This window comes from Eubacterium sp. 1001713B170207_170306_E7 (assembly GCF_015547515.1).
Lineage (GTDB): Bacteria > Bacillota > Clostridia > Eubacteriales > Eubacteriaceae > Eubacterium.
In genome coordinates this window covers 222,964-242,373 of record NZ_JADMVE010000007.1, presented here as the reverse complement: position 1 = coordinate 242,373, position 19,410 = coordinate 222,964, and the positions used below count along the sequence as shown (strand labels likewise).

The 19,410-nt window shown below is 40.9% G+C and carries 17 protein-coding genes; 1 reads left to right on the top strand and 16 read right to left on the bottom strand.

The window, feature by feature from the left end; genetic code table 11:
• Positions 1 to 72 precede the first annotated feature (72 nt).
• The 16 genes from I2B62_RS17090 to leuS form a co-directional block, all read right to left on the bottom strand.
• On the bottom strand, positions 73 to 1,128 hold the full coding sequence (locus tag I2B62_RS17090) for an aminotransferase class V-fold PLP-dependent enzyme (protein ID WP_207736051.1): 1,056 nt from the start codon (positions 1,126 to 1,128) through the stop codon (positions 73 to 75).
• 21 nt (positions 1,129 to 1,149) lie between these two features.
• A complete protein-coding gene (locus tag I2B62_RS17085) occupies positions 1,150 to 2,544 on the bottom strand; it encodes an oligosaccharide flippase family protein (protein WP_195270243.1) in 1,395 nt (464 codons plus the stop codon).
• Complete coding sequence (locus tag I2B62_RS17080) at positions 2,541 to 3,350, bottom strand: LicD family protein (RefSeq protein ID WP_195270242.1); 810 nt, start codon at positions 3,348 to 3,350, stop codon at positions 2,541 to 2,543. The genes I2B62_RS17085 and I2B62_RS17080 overlap by 4 nt, the downstream gene beginning before the upstream one ends.
• On the bottom strand, positions 3,316 to 4,638 hold the full coding sequence (locus I2B62_RS17075) for a hypothetical protein (protein WP_195270241.1): 1,323 nt from the start codon (positions 4,636 to 4,638) through the stop codon (positions 3,316 to 3,318). Before I2B62_RS17075 ends, I2B62_RS17080 begins: the two co-directional genes overlap by 35 nt.
• 4 nt (positions 4,639 to 4,642) lie before the next feature.
• Positions 4,643 to 5,548 carry a glycosyltransferase family 2 protein gene (locus I2B62_RS17070; protein ID WP_195270240.1) on the bottom strand — a complete coding sequence of 302 codons (906 nt, stop codon included), beginning with the start codon at positions 5,546 to 5,548 and terminating at the stop codon, positions 4,643 to 4,645.
• A gap of 49 nt (positions 5,549 to 5,597) precedes the next feature.
• Entirely contained in the window at positions 5,598 to 6,641 is a 1,044-nt protein-coding gene (locus I2B62_RS17065) for a glycosyltransferase (RefSeq protein WP_243259584.1), read from the bottom strand.
• The gene (locus I2B62_RS17060) at positions 6,610 to 7,599 is read right to left on the bottom strand and encodes an SDR family oxidoreductase (protein WP_195270238.1); all 990 of its coding nucleotides are present in this window, start codon (positions 7,597 to 7,599) and stop codon (positions 6,610 to 6,612) included. The genes I2B62_RS17065 and I2B62_RS17060 overlap by 32 nt, the downstream gene beginning before the upstream one ends.
• Before the next feature lie 2 nt (positions 7,600 to 7,601).
• Positions 7,602 to 8,915 carry a nucleotide sugar dehydrogenase gene (locus tag I2B62_RS17055; RefSeq protein WP_195270237.1) on the bottom strand — a complete coding sequence of 438 codons (1,314 nt, stop codon included), beginning with the start codon at positions 8,913 to 8,915 and terminating at the stop codon, positions 7,602 to 7,604.
• Positions 8,916 to 8,942: 27 nt separating this feature from the next.
• Complete coding sequence (locus I2B62_RS17050) at positions 8,943 to 10,055, bottom strand: glycosyltransferase family 4 protein (protein ID WP_195270236.1); 1,113 nt, start codon at positions 10,053 to 10,055, stop codon at positions 8,943 to 8,945.
• A gap of 109 nt (positions 10,056 to 10,164) precedes the next feature.
• On the bottom strand, positions 10,165 to 10,554 hold the full coding sequence (locus tag I2B62_RS20710) for a hypothetical protein (RefSeq protein WP_207736047.1): 390 nt from the start codon (positions 10,552 to 10,554) through the stop codon (positions 10,165 to 10,167).
• A 117-nt stretch (positions 10,555 to 10,671) separates the two neighbouring features.
• On the bottom strand, positions 10,672 to 11,310 hold the full coding sequence (locus I2B62_RS17040; protein ID WP_207736043.1) for an acetyltransferase: 639 nt from the start codon (positions 11,308 to 11,310) through the stop codon (positions 10,672 to 10,674).
• Positions 11,307 to 11,918 (bottom strand): sugar transferase, encoded by a 612-nt coding sequence (locus I2B62_RS17035; protein ID WP_207736042.1) that lies wholly within the window; start codon positions 11,916 to 11,918, stop codon positions 11,307 to 11,309. The genes I2B62_RS17040 and I2B62_RS17035 overlap by 4 nt, the downstream gene beginning before the upstream one ends.
• A gap of 71 nt (positions 11,919 to 11,989) precedes the next feature.
• Positions 11,990 to 13,126 carry a DegT/DnrJ/EryC1/StrS family aminotransferase gene (locus tag I2B62_RS17030; protein WP_195270235.1) on the bottom strand — a complete coding sequence of 379 codons (1,137 nt, stop codon included), beginning with the start codon at positions 13,124 to 13,126 and terminating at the stop codon, positions 11,990 to 11,992.
• A 305-nt stretch (positions 13,127 to 13,431) separates the two neighbouring features.
• Positions 13,432 to 14,736: a hypothetical protein gene (locus tag I2B62_RS17025; protein WP_195270234.1), complete on the bottom strand. Its 1,305-nt coding sequence runs from the start codon at positions 14,734 to 14,736 to the stop codon at positions 13,432 to 13,434.
• A gap of 529 nt (positions 14,737 to 15,265) precedes the next feature.
• Positions 15,266 to 15,724, bottom strand: coding sequence for a ribonuclease H (locus tag I2B62_RS17020; RefSeq protein ID WP_195270233.1), 459 nt, complete (start codon positions 15,722 to 15,724; stop codon positions 15,266 to 15,268).
• 2 nt (positions 15,725 to 15,726) lie between these two features.
• Positions 15,727 to 18,138 (bottom strand): leucine--tRNA ligase, encoded by a 2,412-nt coding sequence (gene leuS / locus I2B62_RS17015; protein WP_195270232.1) that lies wholly within the window; start codon positions 18,136 to 18,138, stop codon positions 15,727 to 15,729.
• 178 nt (positions 18,139 to 18,316) lie between these two features.
• On the opposite strand from leuS, the gene I2B62_RS17010 reads away from it, so the two are divergent.
• Entirely contained in the window at positions 18,317 to 19,378 is a 1,062-nt protein-coding gene (locus tag I2B62_RS17010; RefSeq protein ID WP_195270231.1) for an alanine/ornithine racemase family PLP-dependent enzyme, read from the top strand.
• Positions 19,379 to 19,410 lie beyond the last annotated feature (32 nt).

Sequence of the window (19,410 nt, the reverse complement as noted above, 5' to 3'; positions counted from 1 at the left end):
TGGTTTTTATTTGGGGATATTTTTCTTTAATATGGCTCATTACCTTTAAATATCTTTGTTGATTTTTCATTTTTATAAAAATACCTTTAAATGTTCAATAAGCATTTGGTTATCCTCAATGGTTAGATTACCAATATGCGCAATTCGGACAAGCCTTTCTTTCAATTTGCCGCCAGTAGGATTAACATAAATGCCATATTGATTTTTCAAACTTTCAAAAAGTTCTTTTGCTATGGGTTTTTCAAATATAATTGGTGTCATACCATTTGATAATGGATAATCAGGAATGGAAATAGGTAGATTCTTGATACTCTCTCTGAAATTTTCACAGAGCGCCCTTACCCGGTTGAGATGTCTCTCAATACTTTCCTGATCAATTTTTTTGAGCATATCATTCAACTCATAAAGTATCCCTACACAGGGCGTAAAAGGAGTTTGTCCTCTTTCCATATTTTTTATATAATCTCTAAAATCAAAATATAATGAGCTTACCTTTGATTGATATACTTTTTCCACCATCCGCTTACTTAAAATGACCATTGACAGCCCTGGCGATAAGCACAAACCTTTCTGTGAACTGATAATGGTTGCATCAATGTGATATCTATCCATATTATAAGGATCACATAAAAACACGGTGATTGCGTCAACAACTAAAAATAATTGATTCCTCTGACAAAATTCAGAGAGCATTTCAATATCATATAACTGGCCGGTTGAGGTTTCATGCAGATTTACTAATAACCCTGTAAAGCCTTTATCTTCAAAGGGGATTAACATTTCCTGCGTAAGTGTTTGACCAAACTCAATTTTTAACACCTCGTAATTAAAAAAATGAATTCGGCAAATATCTTCAAAACGTTCTCCAAAAGTACCGCCTGAAATAACAAGCAGTTTATCGTTTTGGTCAAAACAATTCATAGCAGTGGCCTCCATTGCGCCACTTCCTGAAGCGGTCAAGTAAATGGATTTGGAAGCTTCGGTTGTTCCGACACTTTTTTTAAGCAACGAATCTGTTTCTAGCATAAGGTCCGAAAATTCCTTTGTTCGAAAATAAGGAACCATTTGTGCTTTCACTTCTAAAGTATTTTTGTACATTTCTGTTGGTCCAATTGTAAATAGTTTCATCTCAACTCCCTCGTTATAAGTTTATTTTTTTTTATTTAAAATATGATATTTATTTTCTATCCAAAAGATACTCGTTATGATAAACAATCCTACAATACCCCATCTATAAACAAATTTTTCCATAAAAACAAAAGTTATTATGGCTGTCAGTATCATCGAGAAACTTATAAAAAATGTCTTTAGTATTGAAAACACCATTTTCTTTTCAATATAAAAAGCTAAAATACTGTGAAACAAAAAATATAAAAAGTATGTTACAAGCGTAGTGTACGCTGCAGCGACATAACCATAAATTGGAATAACTAAACTATTAAGTAAAATATTCAATAAAGCCGCTAACATTGTTCCAATAGCAATAAACTTCGTTTTTGCATAATAATACTCAACGCTAGCCGGAATATTATATAAAAAGGTAAAATATCCTCCTATTAAAATTGGAATTACGACATATTTCGCTTCATCATATGCTTCCGTTCCAAGAACATGAATGATTTCTGGAGAAACTAATATAATACAACTGATAAGTATCCCCATACCAATTATTAATTCATTCGCTCTATGATAAATAGCTCTCAAATTTTTTTCAGCCATCTTTTCATAAAACCACGGTTGCCAAACCTGATCTATCGATGCCCCTGTAACTGAAACTATGCTAAAAATATTGTAAGCAAAACTGTATATTCCTGCTTGAGATGCACCAACCATAGTATTAATCATAATACGATCAAATTGAGATAAAACAATTTGAGAAAGACCATGTGGTATGATTGGAAGGCTATATTTAAAAGCATACTTAGTATATTCTTTTTTTATGGTAGGCTTAGCTTTTTTAAAAAACAAAATACTTATTATTATTGATATAAGGATAATTGGAATGGCTGTACCCATTATTCTTCCAAGATAACGTTCCGAGTCAAAAATCGTTAAAATAAAAATTATTGAAAGAATGATATTACTTAACGCATTTATAGCAGATATTTTTAAAAAAGATTGGTACTGATAATCAATTCCAACATATGTGTTATAATCTGTTAAAATTGTTGTTCCAAAACTATGAAAAAGTAATAAATTAATCGCAATTCTATTTAAATTAATGATATCTTTATAAAGCGAATAAAAAATATTGCTCATCAATAGCCATATTCCTAAACTAATTAATGTAACTAAAACGCAATTTGAAACATATTCATTGAATTTATCTTTATACTTATATTTAGCATTTCTAAAACTTGCATGAAAGGTTAATCCTAATATAATATAAATAATAGACTCATAAGAAAGATAAATATTGTATATTCCATAATCTTCTGTCGTCAGCAGTCTTGCAAAAATAGGCAGGGTCAAAAAACTTAACCCTTTAAGTAAGTAATTTCCAAATGTATAACCAATTCCCGCTTTTAAAACTTTGTTTTTCATAAATATTGATCTTTCACAAATGCTTGGTACTCATGATGTCCTATTCGCTCATTTTCCGGCGGCAACTCCATATAATTTCCATATATTTGTGTAAGCATTTCATGATAACCTACGGGGACAGGAAACTCTGCATCTTCAAATTTCATTTTCATTGTTTTTTCTACAAGACTTTTTTCATAACAATCATTTTCCCAAACAACACATCCAACACATTTACTTCTTTCATAGTTTTTCTTTTTTATAATAGAAATTAATTTTTTTATATAATATTCTTTAGATTTACTGATAAACATTCTTAAAACTATTGCTTTATAATGATTTAACCCCTTAAGATTTTTATCTTCAGGCAAAAAACATTTTATTGCTTGGACATAAAAATTAGTTTTTCTTAAAGTATATTTTATTTCTAAAGTATTTTCTCCTAAAGCATCTAATGGATAAATATCGATAAATAATCCTAAACCATAGTTAACCTTAACTCTATTTTCTATTACTGTAAATCTATCGTCGATAATTCTTGCTATCATATATGGATAATTTTTTGTTGTTTCCACATTTAGTACTTTTAACGGATATATACTTTTTTGGTTATCATAAAAATATTGAAGCAACAAATTGTAATCCTTTCTTGGCATCATAATATCTATGTCATCATCCCAAGGTATAAAGCCTTTATGTCTAACAGCACCGATTAATGTACCATACGCTAAAAAATATGTTAAATTATTCTTAGTGCAAATATTATCAACTTTTTTTAGTATTTCTAACGATTTATACTGTATCTGTTTTAAGCTGAGTTGATTCATAATTTCCCCCATTATTTATTTGGTAATAATTAATAATTGATAACGGTAAAAATAAAACCCATAAATAATCAAATTTCATTAAATATGGATTTGTTGCATTTGCTAGTAGAAAAGATAATAAACCTACTAAAACTACTACAACTAAATTTTTGAATTCTTCATCCTTCATAATTTGAAGTAATCTTTTTATTATCCATATAATTTGGAAAGTAAATATACATATTCCAATTACTCCCATTTGATATAAAAGAGCAACATAAGTTAGCTCATAAGCCCATTTTTGAACATCTGATCGCACTATTTCTGAGACACCACTGTTTAGTCCAGCTCCTAAAAAAACATGGTTTTTCCAACCATTGATTAAAGCTTTAAACTGTTGATATCTTAAAGTCGCTCCAAAATCATTACTCTTTCCTGAAAAATCAAACGCATCTTTAATTGATAAAAAAACACTATTAATGAAATTAAAATTCAAGTATTCTATAAGCATATATAAAATTAAAAGAGAAAAGATAAATACTAATACATACTTTTTTAAATTTGTTTTTTCTTCTTTATAATATATATTTTTTATAAAGAATATTATTATTAAAGAAAATATTATTTCAATATATAGTGCATTTCTTCGGGCTAACAGTGCCGCGATAAAACTAGTAAACAAACAAATCATGATTAAAGGCCAGCTAATTCTTTTTTGTAGATTTTTAGGCCATAAAAAGAAAACTGATAAAATAAATGGGATAGTAAAAACTAGAGTTGAAATATTAACTAAAGAATATGCTATCTCGCCATTATTACCAAAGTAAATACCACTTTCTGTACTTTGAAAGTTTAAAAAATCCAGTATAGGCAAAAATCCATATTGACTAAAAACATAATAAATTGCATATAAATTTATAATTATACTACTTATAATTATTATTTTATATAGTATAAAAAAACTTTTTTTATTGCGACATCCACTAATAAATATCAAATATATAAGTGGCCATAAAAAATAAAATGTTCCTATTTGAATAATACCTTGAGTATTATTATGAACTATACCTATTAAAAGGAAAAACAAGCCCGTTATCATCCAAATTAATATCCACACAAACACTTTTTTAGATATAAATGTTCTGTTACTCGAAAAGATATCATAAATAATCATTAAAACAAGAAAAAATATAAGACCTATTTTAATGTTTTTTATTTCAGTTACTGTTGGAAAAAAAAGCATTAAAAAGAATAATACTGAAGCACATACTCTTTTAAAGTTTGTTTTCCTTGTCTCTATTTTATTCATTTTTTTATAATTTTCCTAACAAAATTCGAATTTTCAACCAAATATTTCTATCGAATGTTAACATATATATATCGGAGTCAAACAACAAATTTATCCTTAAAATCAATTTTTTTCTATACAGCATAATTTCTTTCACTTTTTTAGCATCCTTATAACTAAGACGATCTTTAAATCCATTGAATAGCTCACTTGCCATTTCTTCTCTAAAATGTTGGTTTTTTATGGTTTTAAATGATAAACATCTGCTCTTGAATTTTGAAAAGCCACTACTATTATCTCCCAAAACATTATTTAAATGTTGTCTATATCCTAAGTGAGGAATCGGGTCATAGATTACCTCACCAAAAAATACACATAAAAGATACATCCAATAATCATGCATTACTATATTTTGCGGTAAATAAGATAGGAATAGTTCTTTTGCATTTTTATTAAATACGATAGTACATCCAGTAGCTATATTCTGCACTAAAGAAGTATATTTATTTCGTTTCAAAACACTTTTATTTTTTCCATTTTTAATAACTTGGTCTCTGCTATCAATCAATCTGTAATTCGAACAATACATGCAAGGCTTTTTTAAACTATTTTTTTTTAGATGTTGAATAGCAATATGCAATTTATTTTCATCCCAGATATCATCTTGATCTGAAAAGGCATAAAAATCATAGTCACCAGAATTTTTTACTAGATCATAGAAACTCCTAGCTGCCCCTATATTCTTTCCTTGGTATAATTCAAGAAAATCATATTTTTTACATATCTTTACAGTTGAATCTTTTGAGCCATCATCTCGAACCAATAAACTTAAATTTACATCCTTTTGTTTTTTAATGCTTTCAAGTTGCTTAATAAGATATTTTTCACCATTATATGTTGACATTAAAACTCTTATCTTTGGGCTTTTCATTTTTAACATCCTTAAAATTTTTTTCAAATATTTAAATCATTTATGGCCTTTAAATAATATTATCTAATATTTCTATAAGCATTTTAGACGCTATCTCAAATGAATACTTTTTGTTAAACTCCTCACTTATATTCGTGGTAAGTTTATAATAGCAATCACTATTAAACAAAATTTTCCCTAAAGCTTTGAACCATTGCTCTTTATCTTCTGCCAATAATCCAAAGCCATTTGTTATTTCTTTATTAACACCTACATTACTCGATATTATAGGTTTTTCAAGATTTAAATATTGTATTAACTTAAATCCGCACTTTCCTCTATTGTATTCATTATCTTTTAAAGGCATTATCCCAATTGTTATATTACTTAAATTCTCTTTATATGTATTGATATCCCATTTCACCAATTTTGAGTTTTTAATTTTTTTAGTATATCCATAATCATCATCACATATTATGTGCAATTCAACTTCTGGATATATATTTACAAGCCTATTCATCGGTTCAATTATTAAATCCAAATTATTGATTGTTGCTTTAGTTCCAATCCAACCAACTACTTTCATATTAAAAGTATCACGTCTAAATGGCTCATATGCTGGTGTATAATCAACAGTAGGTATTAGTAGTACTCTGCTTGCAAAGTCGCTATAGTACTTTTCCAATTCATCATTCCCTACAATTACCAGATCCGACAATGCAGCAATACATTTTGATATTCCCTTTGGTTTTTCATTTAGATAAATAGCATCATCTACATCAAATACAACCTTAACTCCCCTTTTTTTTAAATATCTTAAAAAAGAGAAATTACTTTTAGGAATTATACCTTTTTGAAAAAAAACAACATCACACTTTGGTGCAAGTACCAAAATCTGAAAAATTCGTTTAAACATATTTTTTAAATATTCAAATGTAATATTTAACATATATTTTTTTTTATTAGAGCTATATTTTGTTATATACTTATCGCTCCAAAAACAAAAAAATTTAGCATCGAAATTTTTTTCTAAATCGTTTTTAAATTGCAAAATTCTGTAATGTGATGATGCTCCCTTTAAACTATATAGCGTAAAGACACATATTTTTTTCATACCACTCAATTGTCAGCTCAATCCCTCGCTCAAAACTATAATCCGGCGCATACTTTAGAAGTTTTCTCGCCTTGTCAATATCCGCATTGGAATGTTTGATATCCCCTGCCCGCTCCGGTCCATAGACCGGCTTGATCTTTTTACCCAGCAGCTCGCTGAGCTTCTGGTAGAGCTCATTGAGATTGACCTGGCCGCCGTAGGCGATGTTGAAGGCTTCCCCGGCGGCTTCCCTGGTTGCCTGCATGCCTTTCAGATTGGCTTCGATGACATTTTCAATATAGGTAAAGTCTCTGGACTGGGTGCCGTCTCCATTGATCTTTGGGGCAATGTTATAGAGCAGTGCACTCACAAACTTTGGGATAACAGCAGCGTAGGCGCCGTCGGGATCCTGTCTTCTGCCAAAAACGTTGAAGTAGCGAAAGCCGATGGTTTCCAGGCCGTAGAGTTTGGTGTAAAGTGCGGCGTATGCTTCATTGGTTCTTTTGGTCAGGGCGTAGGGGGAGAGTAAATTGCCTTCTCTGCCTTCTTTTTTAGGCAGGGTGGGCTCATCGCCGTAGACGGATGAGGAGGAGGCGTAGACGAACTTTTTCACGTTGTTTTGTCTGGCGGCTTCGAGCATGTTCAGGGTGCCTTTGATATTGATTTCTTCGTAGAGCAGGGGCATCTCGATGCTTCGGGGCACGCTTCCCCAGGCGGCCTGGTGGGAGACGTAGTCAATCGCTTTGCAGGCGTTCATGCAGGTATCGAGATCCCGGATATCGCCTTTGATGAATTCGAAATTTGGGTTTTCTAAAAAAGGCTGGATGTTTTCTTCTTTTCCGGTGGACAAATCGTCCAGGCAGCGCACGAAATGGCCGCGTTTTAGCAGGGCTTCGCAGAGGTTGGAGCCGATAAAGCCTGCACCGCCGGTGATCAGAAATTTGGTTTCTTGGGGAAATGTGATGTTTTCGTATCCCATTTTTATAACCTCCAGTAGGTGTAGTTTTGCTTTTCACAGGTTTGTTTATCCAAAATGCCCTTCAGGTCGATGAGGATTTTGGCTTCTGGATTTTTATAGAGTTGATCTAACTCTTCGAGGGTTTTGTCTTTAAAGCTTTGGTGGGCGACGGCGATGACGGTTAAGTCTAAGTCTTTCAGGTCTTTATAATTTGTAAATTCGATACCATATTCTTTTTTCGCTTCTTGGGCGTCGGCTTCGGGGTCGCAGAGGATGGGCTCGATGCCGTAGTCTCTGAGCTCTTTGACGATGTCGATGACTTTTGTATTTCGGGTATCGGGGCAGTCTTCTTTGAAGGTAAAGCCCAGAATGGCGACTCTGGCGTTTTTAGTGGAGATGTCTTTTTTTAACAGCTGCTTGACGATGTTCTCGGCCACATACTTGCCCATGTCGTCGTTGATGCGCCGCCCGGACAGGATGATCTGGGAATGGTATCCTAACTGCTCAGCTTTGTAGGTCAGGTAGTAGGGATCGACGCCGATGCAGTGCCCGCCGACGAGGCCGGGGAAAAAGTTCAGGAAGTTCCACTTGGTGCCGGCTGCTTTTAAAACGGCCTGGGTGTCGATGCCCATCTTGTTAAAGATGATGGACAGTTCGTTCATAAAGGCGATGTTGATATCCCGCTGGCTGTTCTCAATGACCTTGGCGGCTTCTGCGACTTTGATGCTCTCGGCCCGGTGGACACCGGCGTCGACGACGAGCGCGTAAACCTTGGCAATGGTGTCCAGGGTTTCTTCGTCCATGCCGGAGACGATCTTGACAATGGTCTCGAGGCGGTGGACTTTGTCGCCGGGGTTGATGCGCTCTGGGGAATAGCCGACTTTAAAATCCTCGCCGCATTTTAAACCGGATTCTTTTTCTAAAATAGGGATGCAGATTTCTTCGGTAACGCCGGGATAAACGGTGCTTTCATAGACCACGATGGAACCTTTGGTCAGGTTTCTTCCCAGGGTGTGGCTGGCGCCTTCCACGGGGGTCAGGTCTGGTGTTTTATCATCTCTCACCGGGGTTGGAACGGCCACAATGTGAAATCGGGCTTCTCGAAGTTTTGTCTCGTCGTTTGTAAAATCCACGGTACAGCTTTTGATGGCTTCATCCCCCACCTCTTTGGTGGGGTCAACGCCTTTTTGATAAAGCTGGACTTTTTCAGCGTTGACGTCGAAGCCGATGACGTCGAGCTTTTCCGAGAAGGCGACGGCGATGGGCATGCCTACGTAGCCGAGGCCTATGAGGGACAGTTTTTCCTGTTTGTTTTTAAGTGCTTGATATAAATCCATTTTTTCTCCAGAATCGAATCTAATTATTTATTTATGTCTGTTTTTTAATATGTTTTCAATCTCTTCCATGTAGGCGTCCACGACGATCTGGCGGTCGAACTCCTGCTCCATCTTTTTTCGACCGGCGATTCCCATTGCTTTTTTAACTTCATAGGGCAGGGCGATAAATTTTTCAATGGTTCGGACGAGGTCGTCGACGTTTTTTGGCTCAAAGCCAAAACCGGTGATGCCTTCATCAAAAGCTTCCTGACAGCCGGGAATGTTGGAGGCCAGCACAGGGCGGCCACAAGCGGCGGCTTCCAGAAGGACGTTGGCCATACCTTCATGGTAGGATGGATGGATCAAGACATGATGAGCTTTAATATGTTCATGAATGGCATCCTGGTGGCCCATGTAATTGATAATTTTCTGTTTGTGTAAAGTTTCCAGCTGGGCTTTTCCTTTGTAGTCTGCTTCACAAAAACCAATGAGATCAAAAAAAACATGGCTATATTTTTCATTAATTATCTGGGCTGCGGCCAGTAGCTCATCAATGCCTTTGTCTTTCATCATGCGGCCAATAAAGAGGAAGCGGATGGTGTCATCCTTCTCCGGGTAAGGCTCATAGCAATGGGCATTCAGGTTGACGCCGGAGCCGGGCAGAAGCCTCTGATTTGGAATTGAAAGGCCCTGTTCTTTAAAAAAGCTTTGATTCTTCTGGTTTTGGAAAAAGACCATGTTGACTTTTTTAAAGGCTTTTTTGTAAAGCGCCAGAATCAGTTTTTGCTTTAATCCGCCTTGTTCAACGGCGGTTCCTAAGCCGGTGATGTTGGCAATGTAAGGAATGCCCAATTTTTGACAGGCCATACCACCATAGATCGTGGGTTTGATGGTGTAGGCTAAAACCACATCGGGATTGTATTCTTTTAGAATTTTTTTGTAATTATGAAGGAGCTTCATATCGGTGATAGGATTAGTGCCGTGGCGATCAATGGGGGTTTCATAATAAGTACATCCCATTTGGATCAATTGATCGACTTTCTTTCCATACGGCAATGCGATTGCTACTTCAAACCCTTTTTCTAAAAGTTTTTCAATGAGCTCTTTTCGAAAGTTATACAACCCAATGTCATTATTTGCTAAAATCAAGACTGTTTTCATCCAATTCTCCTGATAGGGATTCCAGCATAAGTACCCGATTCATTAATATCCTTAATTACAACACTCTCTGCACCAATAACAGTGTTATTATCTATAGTTCTATTATTAATCACCGTCGCTCCTGCCCCAACATGGCACTCCTCACCCACATGCACATTCCCACACAAACAAGCCTGTGGCGATACATGGGTACACACTCATGCTCAATGACCGCTGAGGTGTTAATGATACAGTGCTTTCCAATCTCTGCATCGGCATTGATCACGGCATTTGACATGACAACGGTGCCGTTTCCAATATGAACATTTTCACTAGTCACTGCGGTTGGATGAATCGCTGTGATATAATTTAATTCATATGTTTCCGCAATCTTTTTTCGTGTCAGATTGTCTCCAATGCCAATCAAAAAGTGTGCTTCGGGATAATGGACACATTCTTCAACGGTCCCAATCACAGGATAACCATGTATTTCTGTACCTCTTTTGATGTTATCATCCAAAAAAACTTATAGTTACCTCTCTCCCGACTTTTTTAACGCTATAACTTATAATATCACTGATCACTTTTCCGTGACCGCTGGCACCTATGATGATTATCTGCATTTTCTTTTCCTTTGTTAAAATATTCTTTTGGCGGGTATACCAACATATGTTCCAGATTCTAATAAATCTTTCACAACAACGCTACCTGCACCAACAACGACATTCTGAGCAATTGTTTTTCCCTGTATGATATTTACACCTGTTCCAATTTCACTTTCTTCGCCAATAGTGGTCATACCTGAAACATTAACGCTTGGATACAGAGTACTGTAATCCTCAATAATGGCATCATGACCTACGGTACAGTCCAGGTTGATGATGACGTGTTTCCCGATGGTGATATTGGTTGTCAAGATGGTGCCTGCACAAAGGATGCTCCCTTCTCCAATGATGATTTTATCGGAATGGATAACGGCGGGGTCGATGACGGTGGCAAAGTGTATTGTTTTGGTGTTTTCCAGACTTTGTATGATCCTTTTTCTGGTTTTTGCATTACCGACAGCACAGACGACATACAAATCTTTTTCGAATTGTTTGATGTTTTCTGTGGTGCCAATGACGGTGTATTGATTAACCTTTGTCCCAATGGGCTGCTGATCATCAATGAAGCCTTTTAGATTCCACGTTTTTTCTTTACTGTTTATACGCTCGACCAGCCAGGCGACTTCGCGTCCAAACCCTCCGGCACCAATAATGGCCAGATCTTTAATCATGATGGTTCTCCTGTAAATACTTCCATCGTCACTTCGCTTCCTGCGTTGATGTCTTCCTGTCTGAAGGCTTTGATGATAGTTCTTAGAACAATGCGGACATCGAGTGTCAAGCTGACTTTTTCAACGTACTCCACATCGTAATCAAATTTCTCTTCCCAGGTGATAGCGTTGCGTCCATTGACCTGGGCCAGTCCGGAAAGGCCGGGCCTTACTTCATGCCGCCTTTTCTGTCTTTCGTTGTATAAAGGAAGATACTGCACGAGTAAGGGCCGTGGGCCAATGATGCTCATATCCCCTTTTAAAATATTAAAAAGCTCTGGCAGCTCATCAAGGCTTGTGCTCCTGAGCATCTTTCCAAACGTGGTCAGTCTGACGCTGTCGGGTAATAACGCTCCCTTTTCGTCCCGCTCATCGGTCATGGTTCTGAATTTATACATGGTAAAGATTTTTTCGTCCTTACCCGGCCGTTTCTGTTTGAAGATCACGGGGCTTCCCAGTTTCTTTTTGACAAGGATGGCGGTGATGCCCATCACGGGTGACAGCACGATGATGGCCGCACCGGACAGGGTGATGTCGAGTATACGTTTGATGTATTTCTGATAGATCATTTTGAACCTCTAGAGTTTGACTTTGTTTTGCGGAACGACGAGGGTGTCGTTCCCTACACGCTTGCTATAAACTAAAACAATTTTTTGACAATTTTGATAATGCGCTGTTGGTCTGCTTCGATCATTTTGGTATCGCTCGGCAGGCAGACGCCCCGGTTAAAGATGTCTTCTGCAATGCTCTGTTCATTCTCTTTGTCGCAATGGCTGAAGAAATCAAAGGCTTTAAAGTAAGGTTGCAAGTGCATGGGTTTCCAGACTGGCCGTGATTCAATGTTTTCTTTTTCCAGAGCCAGCATGATATCTAACGGCTTAACTGTACTGCCTTCTTTTAAGGTCATGCAGCTGAGCCAGTAATTGGGCTTGCCTTTATCGGAAACGGGCATCATTTCAATATCGCTGATTTGTTTAAAGGCTTCTTGATAGGTCTCAAAGATTTGCTTTTTCTTTGCAACGCGTTTTTCGAGGACTTTTAACTGTCCTCTTCCGATACCGGCAACGATGTTGCTCATGCGGTAGTTGTAGCCTAATTCTTTGTGCTCATAGTGGCGTTCATTCTCTCTGGACTGGGTGGACCAGAAGCGGACTTTCTGGATGAGGGCTTCGTCATTACCGAGGAGCATGCCCCCGCCGGAGGTGGTGATGATTTTGTTGCCGTTAAAGGATAGAACGGACAGATCGCCAAAGTTCCCGCATTTCTGGCCCTGGTAGGTCGCACCTAAGGCTTCGGCGGCGTCTTCCAGTACTGGCGTGTGGTGGGCTTTACATAGGACTGACAGCTTTTCATAATCGGCGGCCTGTCCGTATAAATCCACAATGATCACGGCTTTGGGATTGGGGTATTTTTCATAGGCTTTTTTAAGAGCGACCGGGCTCATGTTCCAGGTCTCGGGCTCGCTGTCGATGAAAACGGGCTTTGCGCCCAGGTAGATAATGGGGTTGGCGCTGGCTGAAAAGGTCAGGCTGGAACAGAAGACCACGTCGCCTTCCCCTACCCCCAGTGCTTTTAAGCCGAGATGCAGGGCGGCTGTTCCGGCGGATAAGGCGGCTCCTGCTTTAAGTCCCACATAGTCTGCCATTTCTTTTTCGAACTGGTTGACATTTTTGCCCAGGGGGGCGATCCAGTTGGTGTCAAAGGCTTCCTGTATGTATTTCATTTCTTCGCCGCCCATGTGGGGCGAGGAAAGGTAAATTTTTTCTTGTTTTTCCATGGTAGTTCCTTTTTTCGGAACGGTGAGGGCACCGTTCCCTACATTACATTATGATTTATCATTTAATTTAAAACTCGTAGCACTCATGACCATCAACGGATCCTTTAATCTCTACTTTCATCGCATTGCGGCTGCTTTCTTTAATAAATAAGTAAGAAAACAAACACAATGCGACGCGAAATAAAAACAGGCGGTGCTAAGCCTGTACTTTTGGCCTTATAGGCGAAAAGCACACCTCCGGCTTTCACCAAAGGCTTTGATTTTACGTTTTATTTATTACTCATCTAAATATAATAATTAAAAAATTAAGACGCTTTTTCATAAAAGGTCTGATAAAAACTTTCTCCCAGATTTCTGGCGGTATTTAATATGGTATTGCCCTGATGGCCGTTTTTGCAGACAAAGTTTTGTCCGCCGTAGAACTTCTGGCTGGGGTTTTGATACTCAGTATTGTACTTGGCAATGTTTTCTCCGCATTTGGCGCAGTGTTTTGCGCTATCGCGCATGTTGCTCTGCTGTACCACGATACCGCACTGCCAGGCTTTGTACTTGACATCGTTGATGATCCGGCGGCCGATGAAGTCATAGACGCTGGTTTTCAAATAATGCTGTGTGCCTTTGGCAAAGGTATTGCCATAGTCGGGCATGACGATGATTTTGGCGTTATGGCTTTTGGCGTAGTCCACGATTTTTCTGGAAACTTCATGGGCATAGTGATCAGTGACACAGGTGATTTTTTGATAGTATTTCGTGTTTGTTCTTCCAGCCTTATCTCCATCCTCTCTCAATGGAGAACTCTGGAGCAAAATGCCTTTGGTATTTTGATTAGATTTCCCGCGTTTGATATACCCTATCAGCTGCTTCCTACGGTGTGCCAGTGCTTTTCCACCTTTGATAAAGGTTGGATGGCTAGCGCTACCGTCAGCTTTGATGGTTGTACAAACGGCCAGGGTATCGGCGTTGCTTAAAGCAACGGCTACAAAGCTTTCGCTCTGTTTAACACGTTCTTTCGCAGTTCTTGTGTCCTCTATTTTTTCTTTTACAGGAACGTGGAGCATCACCTTTTTTCCTCTGATAACAACAGTCGGGCTCATAATCTCGGTATTTTCCGGAAAAGATCTTCCGGTAATACGGTGCTTGACCCATACCCAGGCTTTTCCCGTATAGAGCTTAAGCATGATGCTTCTGTCGTCAAAGTTCTTATACATACCTTTGTAATAGAGCATAGATGCATGCAGCCTGCCTGGTGGGTTGGGTTTTCCTTTTCCTACTTGGTCTTTCTGCTTTTCTTTCCAAGCTTTGAGGCGGCTGTCATAGCTTCTGTACAGACTGATGGCCACATTGATGGCAGAACGTCTGAAGTACAGCGGTACTTTTTCATAAGGAATCGGATTTTCCGGCTGAGTGCCGTCCCGCTGCGGGATGGTTTTCAGCTCCAGATGGCGCAGTAAATTTTGATTCGTTAGACTTAATGTCTGGGGGGCTTGATCAATCTGCCCGTAATAAAAGGCCAGTACTGCGTCAAAAAGAGACTGGGTTTGCTTAAACCAGTCAAGATGCTTATAGCACAGCTGCATTTTGTACGTCGTAATGGCGTATCCAGCACTCATAATTGACCTCACCTTTTTTCGCAGACTGTTGGTAGTCTGCGAACTTTTTGTATTTTTTTTCCTAAGAAAATAATCTGTTTTTCAACTGCGTGATTTATTATAACATTCCCTCATTAAAAATGCACCACTTTTTTAAAAAAATTAAATAATTTTATTTAAAATCACTTTTATGTCTGGAATTTAACAATAATCAATTTCTCTACCCAAATAATCTTGTTTTTTTCCTTTCTGGCGATCTTGTCAAAATATGGTCAGAATTCTTTGTTATATACCGCGGATTTAAGCGAATTTTAAAAGGTTTAGTTCTCCTATATTTCTTCCCTAATCTGGTCAAGGCTATGGTCAGATTCTAGATCGGCATCACTGTTCACGGCGTTTCAGACAGCCTATTCGCAGACTACCAACAGTCTGCGAACTTTTTTTACTTCACCGCCACTCTCCGAACATCTTTCAAATACATCAAAAAAGCACGTCAAAGCCCCTTTTATAAAGGCTTTAACGTGCTTTTATTTGTTACTAATTAATTTCCTTACTTCCCATACGCGTCCATCGCCTCATTTACCAAAGCGTCGGCGCGGTTGTTGAGCGCGTTATCGGCGTGGCCCTTGACCTTGGCGAAGCGGGCGTCATGGGTGTTGACCAACTCGTCCAGCTCCATCCAGAGCTCCCTGTTTTTCAGGGGGCCTGCCTTGCCGCGGCTCCAGTTCTTGGCCTTCCAGCCGGCAACCCAGTTCTGGTTATAGGCGTTGACCACATAGGCGGAATCGCTGTGGATCACGACCTCACAGGGCTCTTTGAGCATCTTGAGGCCAGTGATGACTGCCAGCAGCTCCATCTGGTTGTTGGTAGTATTGGGGTAGGCTTTTTTATATTCCCTGCGGATATTTTTTTCCGGATAGATGAGGATACCGCCAATGGCGCCGATGTTGTCACCGGCCTGTCCATTGCCGCGGCATCCGCCGTCTGTGTACAGCTCGACATACTTCATGTTTATTTCACAACCAGGTTAAAGATTTTGCCTGGCACAAAGATTTCCTTCACGATATTTTTGCCTTCCACATAACTGCGGATATTTTCATGCTCAAGGGCGATGGCCTTGGCGGCTTCCTTGTCCGCGTCGGCGGGCAGGCTGATCTTACCGCGCACCTTGCCGTTGATCTGAACAGCCATCTCGATGACGTCGTCCACGGTTTTGGCTTCGTCATAAACCGGCCACGGGCTGTCGTGCAGGCAGCCCTCCAGTCCGGCGATTTCCCAAAGCTCCTCGGTGATATGGGGCGCTACCGGGTACAGCAGCTGCAGATAGGTTTTGAACTCGTCCTTTGTCACCTTGCCCACGCTGTTAAACTCGTTGAGCAAGGTCATCAGGGCCGCGATGGCGGTGTTGAATTTCATTTCCTCATAGTCGCTGCTGACTTTCTTGATGGTTTTGTGCATCATGCCTTCCAGCTCTTTACTGTAGCCTGTTTCGTCTGTCACAATTTCCTGAAGCTTCCAGACACGGTCCAGGTAACGCTTGGCGCCCTTGGTGCCATTTTCGGACCACGGAGCGGGCTTTTCATAGTCCCCGATGAACATGACATAGGTTCTCAGGGTATCGGCGCCGTATTCGTCGATAATATCGTTGGGGTTGACCACATTGCCCTTGGATTTGGACATTTTTTCGCCGTCGGAGCCCAGGATCAGGCCCTGCATGGTCCGTTTTTTGTAAGGCTCGGCTGTGGGTACCACGCCGATATCATACAGGAATTTATGCCAGAAACGGGAATAGAGCAGATGGCGTGTGACGTGTTCCATACCGCCGTTATACCAGTCGACTGGCATCCAGTATTTCATTTTATCATAGTCGGCCAGTGCCTGGTCGTTTTTGTTGTCAAAATAGCGCAGGAAATACCAGCTGGAGCCGGCCCACTGCGGCATGGTGTCGGTTTCGCGCTTGGCTGGGCCGCCGCAGTGCGGGCAGGTGGTATTGACCCATTCCGGGATACCGGCCAGCGGCGATTCGCCCGTGTCGGTGGGTTCATAGCTCTTGACCTTTGGCAGCTCTAAGGGCAGCTGGTCTTCCGGTACAGGGACCATGCCGCATTCTGGGCAGTGGACAATGGGAATGGGCTCGCCCCAGTAACGCTGGCGGTTGAAGGCCCAATCCTTCATTTTATAGTTGATGGTCTTTTTGCCAAGACCCTTTTCTTCCAGGTATTCGATGGTTTTGGCGATGGCTTCCCTGACTTCCAGCCCGTTTAAGAAGCCGGAGTTCACCATCTCGCCGCTGGCCGTATCGGTATAGGCTTCCACGCTCACGTCGCCGCCCTTAATGACCTCAATGATCGGCAGGCCGAATTTCTTCGCGAATTCCCAGTCACGGGTATCATGGCCCGGAACGGCCATAATGGCGCCGGTGCCATAGCCCATCATAACATAGTCCGCGATAAAAATGGGGACTTCTTCCCCGCTTAAGGGATTGATGCCGCGGATGCCCTCGATCATGACCCCGGTTTTTTCCTTGGCCAGCTGCACGCGCTCAAATTCGGTCTTGCGCTTGGCGGCTTCCTGGTAATCCACAATGGCGTCCATGTTGGTGATGCGGTCCTGCATTTCTTCGATCAGCGGATGCTCCGGCGCGATGACCATAAAGGTCACGCCGAACAGGGTGTCGGGACGGGTGGTGAAAACGCGGAGCTTCTGATCTGCGCCCGCGATGTCAAAATCGACCTCGGCGCCGATGGATTTACCGATCCAGTTTTCCTGCTCCAGGCGGATACGCGGCAGGTAATCCACATCGTCCAGGCCTGCCAGAAGCTTTTCGGCGTACTCGCGGATTTTCAGGAACCAGACGTCCTTTTCAAGCTGTACGACCTCGCTGCCGCAGATGGAGCATTTGCCCTCGCGGAAGTCTTCGTTGGCCAGCACGACCTTGCAGCCGCTGCAGAAATTGACGTAGGTGCGGTCTCTGTAAACCAGTCCGTGTTTAAAGAGCTGTAAGAAGATCCACTGGGTCCATTTAAAATAGTTGGGGTCCGTGGTGTCAATCTCGCAGTCCCAGTCAAAGGAGTACCCAATGGATTTCAGCTGCTGGGTAAATACCTTGATGTTTTCGTCGGTGACTTCTCTCGGATGGCGGCCGGTCTTGATGGCGTAGTTTTCTGTCGGCAGGCCAAAGGCGTCCCAGCCAATGGGAAACAAGACGTTAAAGCCCTCCATCCGGCGTTTTCTTGAAATGATTTCAAGGGATGTGTAGGCTCTGACGTGGCCGACGTGCAGTCCGGCTCCTGACGGATACGGGAATTCTACCAGACCGTAGAACTTTTCTTTATCCGAGTCCTGCTCGATTTTAAAGGTATCGTGATCCTCCCAGTACTTCTGCCATTTTTTCTCAATGTGATGATGGTCGTATATCTTCATGGGTTCCTCCAAATTAATAATCAAAATACGTGTATAAGTGCACCCTTAATTATAAACAAGGCGGAAAATACTGTCAACCTAAAGCCACGGAAAGGGCGTAATTATTTTAAAAATCTTCATACACTCTTTATAAAAACATGGTATACTAAGAGAACGTATAAAATTTTTGAGGTGAACCATGTATCCATTATTGCGATTTAACAAACAGCAAATTCTTGAAAATACACAGACGGTTGTAAAGGCCGCGGCGGAAAAGGGCATCTGCGTAACTGGCATTACCAAATGCACCGGCGGCAACTATGAGATTGCCGAAACCCTGCTCGCAGGGGGCGTTACCGCCCTTGGCGATTCCCGTGTCCAGAATCTCATCACCCTCGCAGACCTTAACTGCCCCAAGTGGCTGATCCGCATGCCCATGCTCTCCGAGGTTGAAGAAACCGTCCAGTACGCCACCCTTTCCTTAAACTCTGAGCTGAAAACCGTCCAGGCTCTGGACGCCGCGGCCGCCAGGCACCATAAAAAGCACGAGGTGCTGATCATGGTGGATCTGGGCGACCTGCGCGAGGGCTATTTCACAGAGGAATCCCTCTGTGCGGATATGGCCGAGATGCTGAAGCTTAAAAACATTGACATCCGGGGTATCGGCGCCAACCTGTCCTGTACTGGCGCCATCGTGCCCACCGTGGAAACCTACGAGCGCTTTGACGATTTCCAGACCCTTCTCAGAAAACGCTTTGGCCTGGACTGCGCCATCACCTCCGGCGGCGCGTCCAGCACCTATTTTATGGTGGAGGACAGCACCATCCCGGCCTGTATCAACAACCTGCGCATCGGCGAGCTGATCCTCATCGGAAACGACACCTCCAACAACCTGCGCTATGAAAAGCTTCACGATGACAATTTTATTTTGGATGTGGAAATCATCGAGATCAAGGATAAGCCCTCCATGCCCATTGGCAAAATCGGCTGTGACGCCTATGGCTGCACCCCGGTATTTGAGGACCGCGGTATCCGCAGGCGGGCCATCTGCGCCCTGGGCAAGCAGGATACCACCATGGAGGATCTGACCCCGCTGGATAAAGACCTTGAGATCATCGCCTCCAGCTCAGACCACCTGATTGTGGACATTACCGAATGCGGCCGTGATTACCAAATCGGGGATATTGTGTCCTTCCGCTGCAATTACGTCAGCGCCCTTCACGCCTCGACCTCGGAATACATTGACAAATGCGCTTTTTAAAAAGACTTATTTAAAAAGGGCCTGCCCATCGC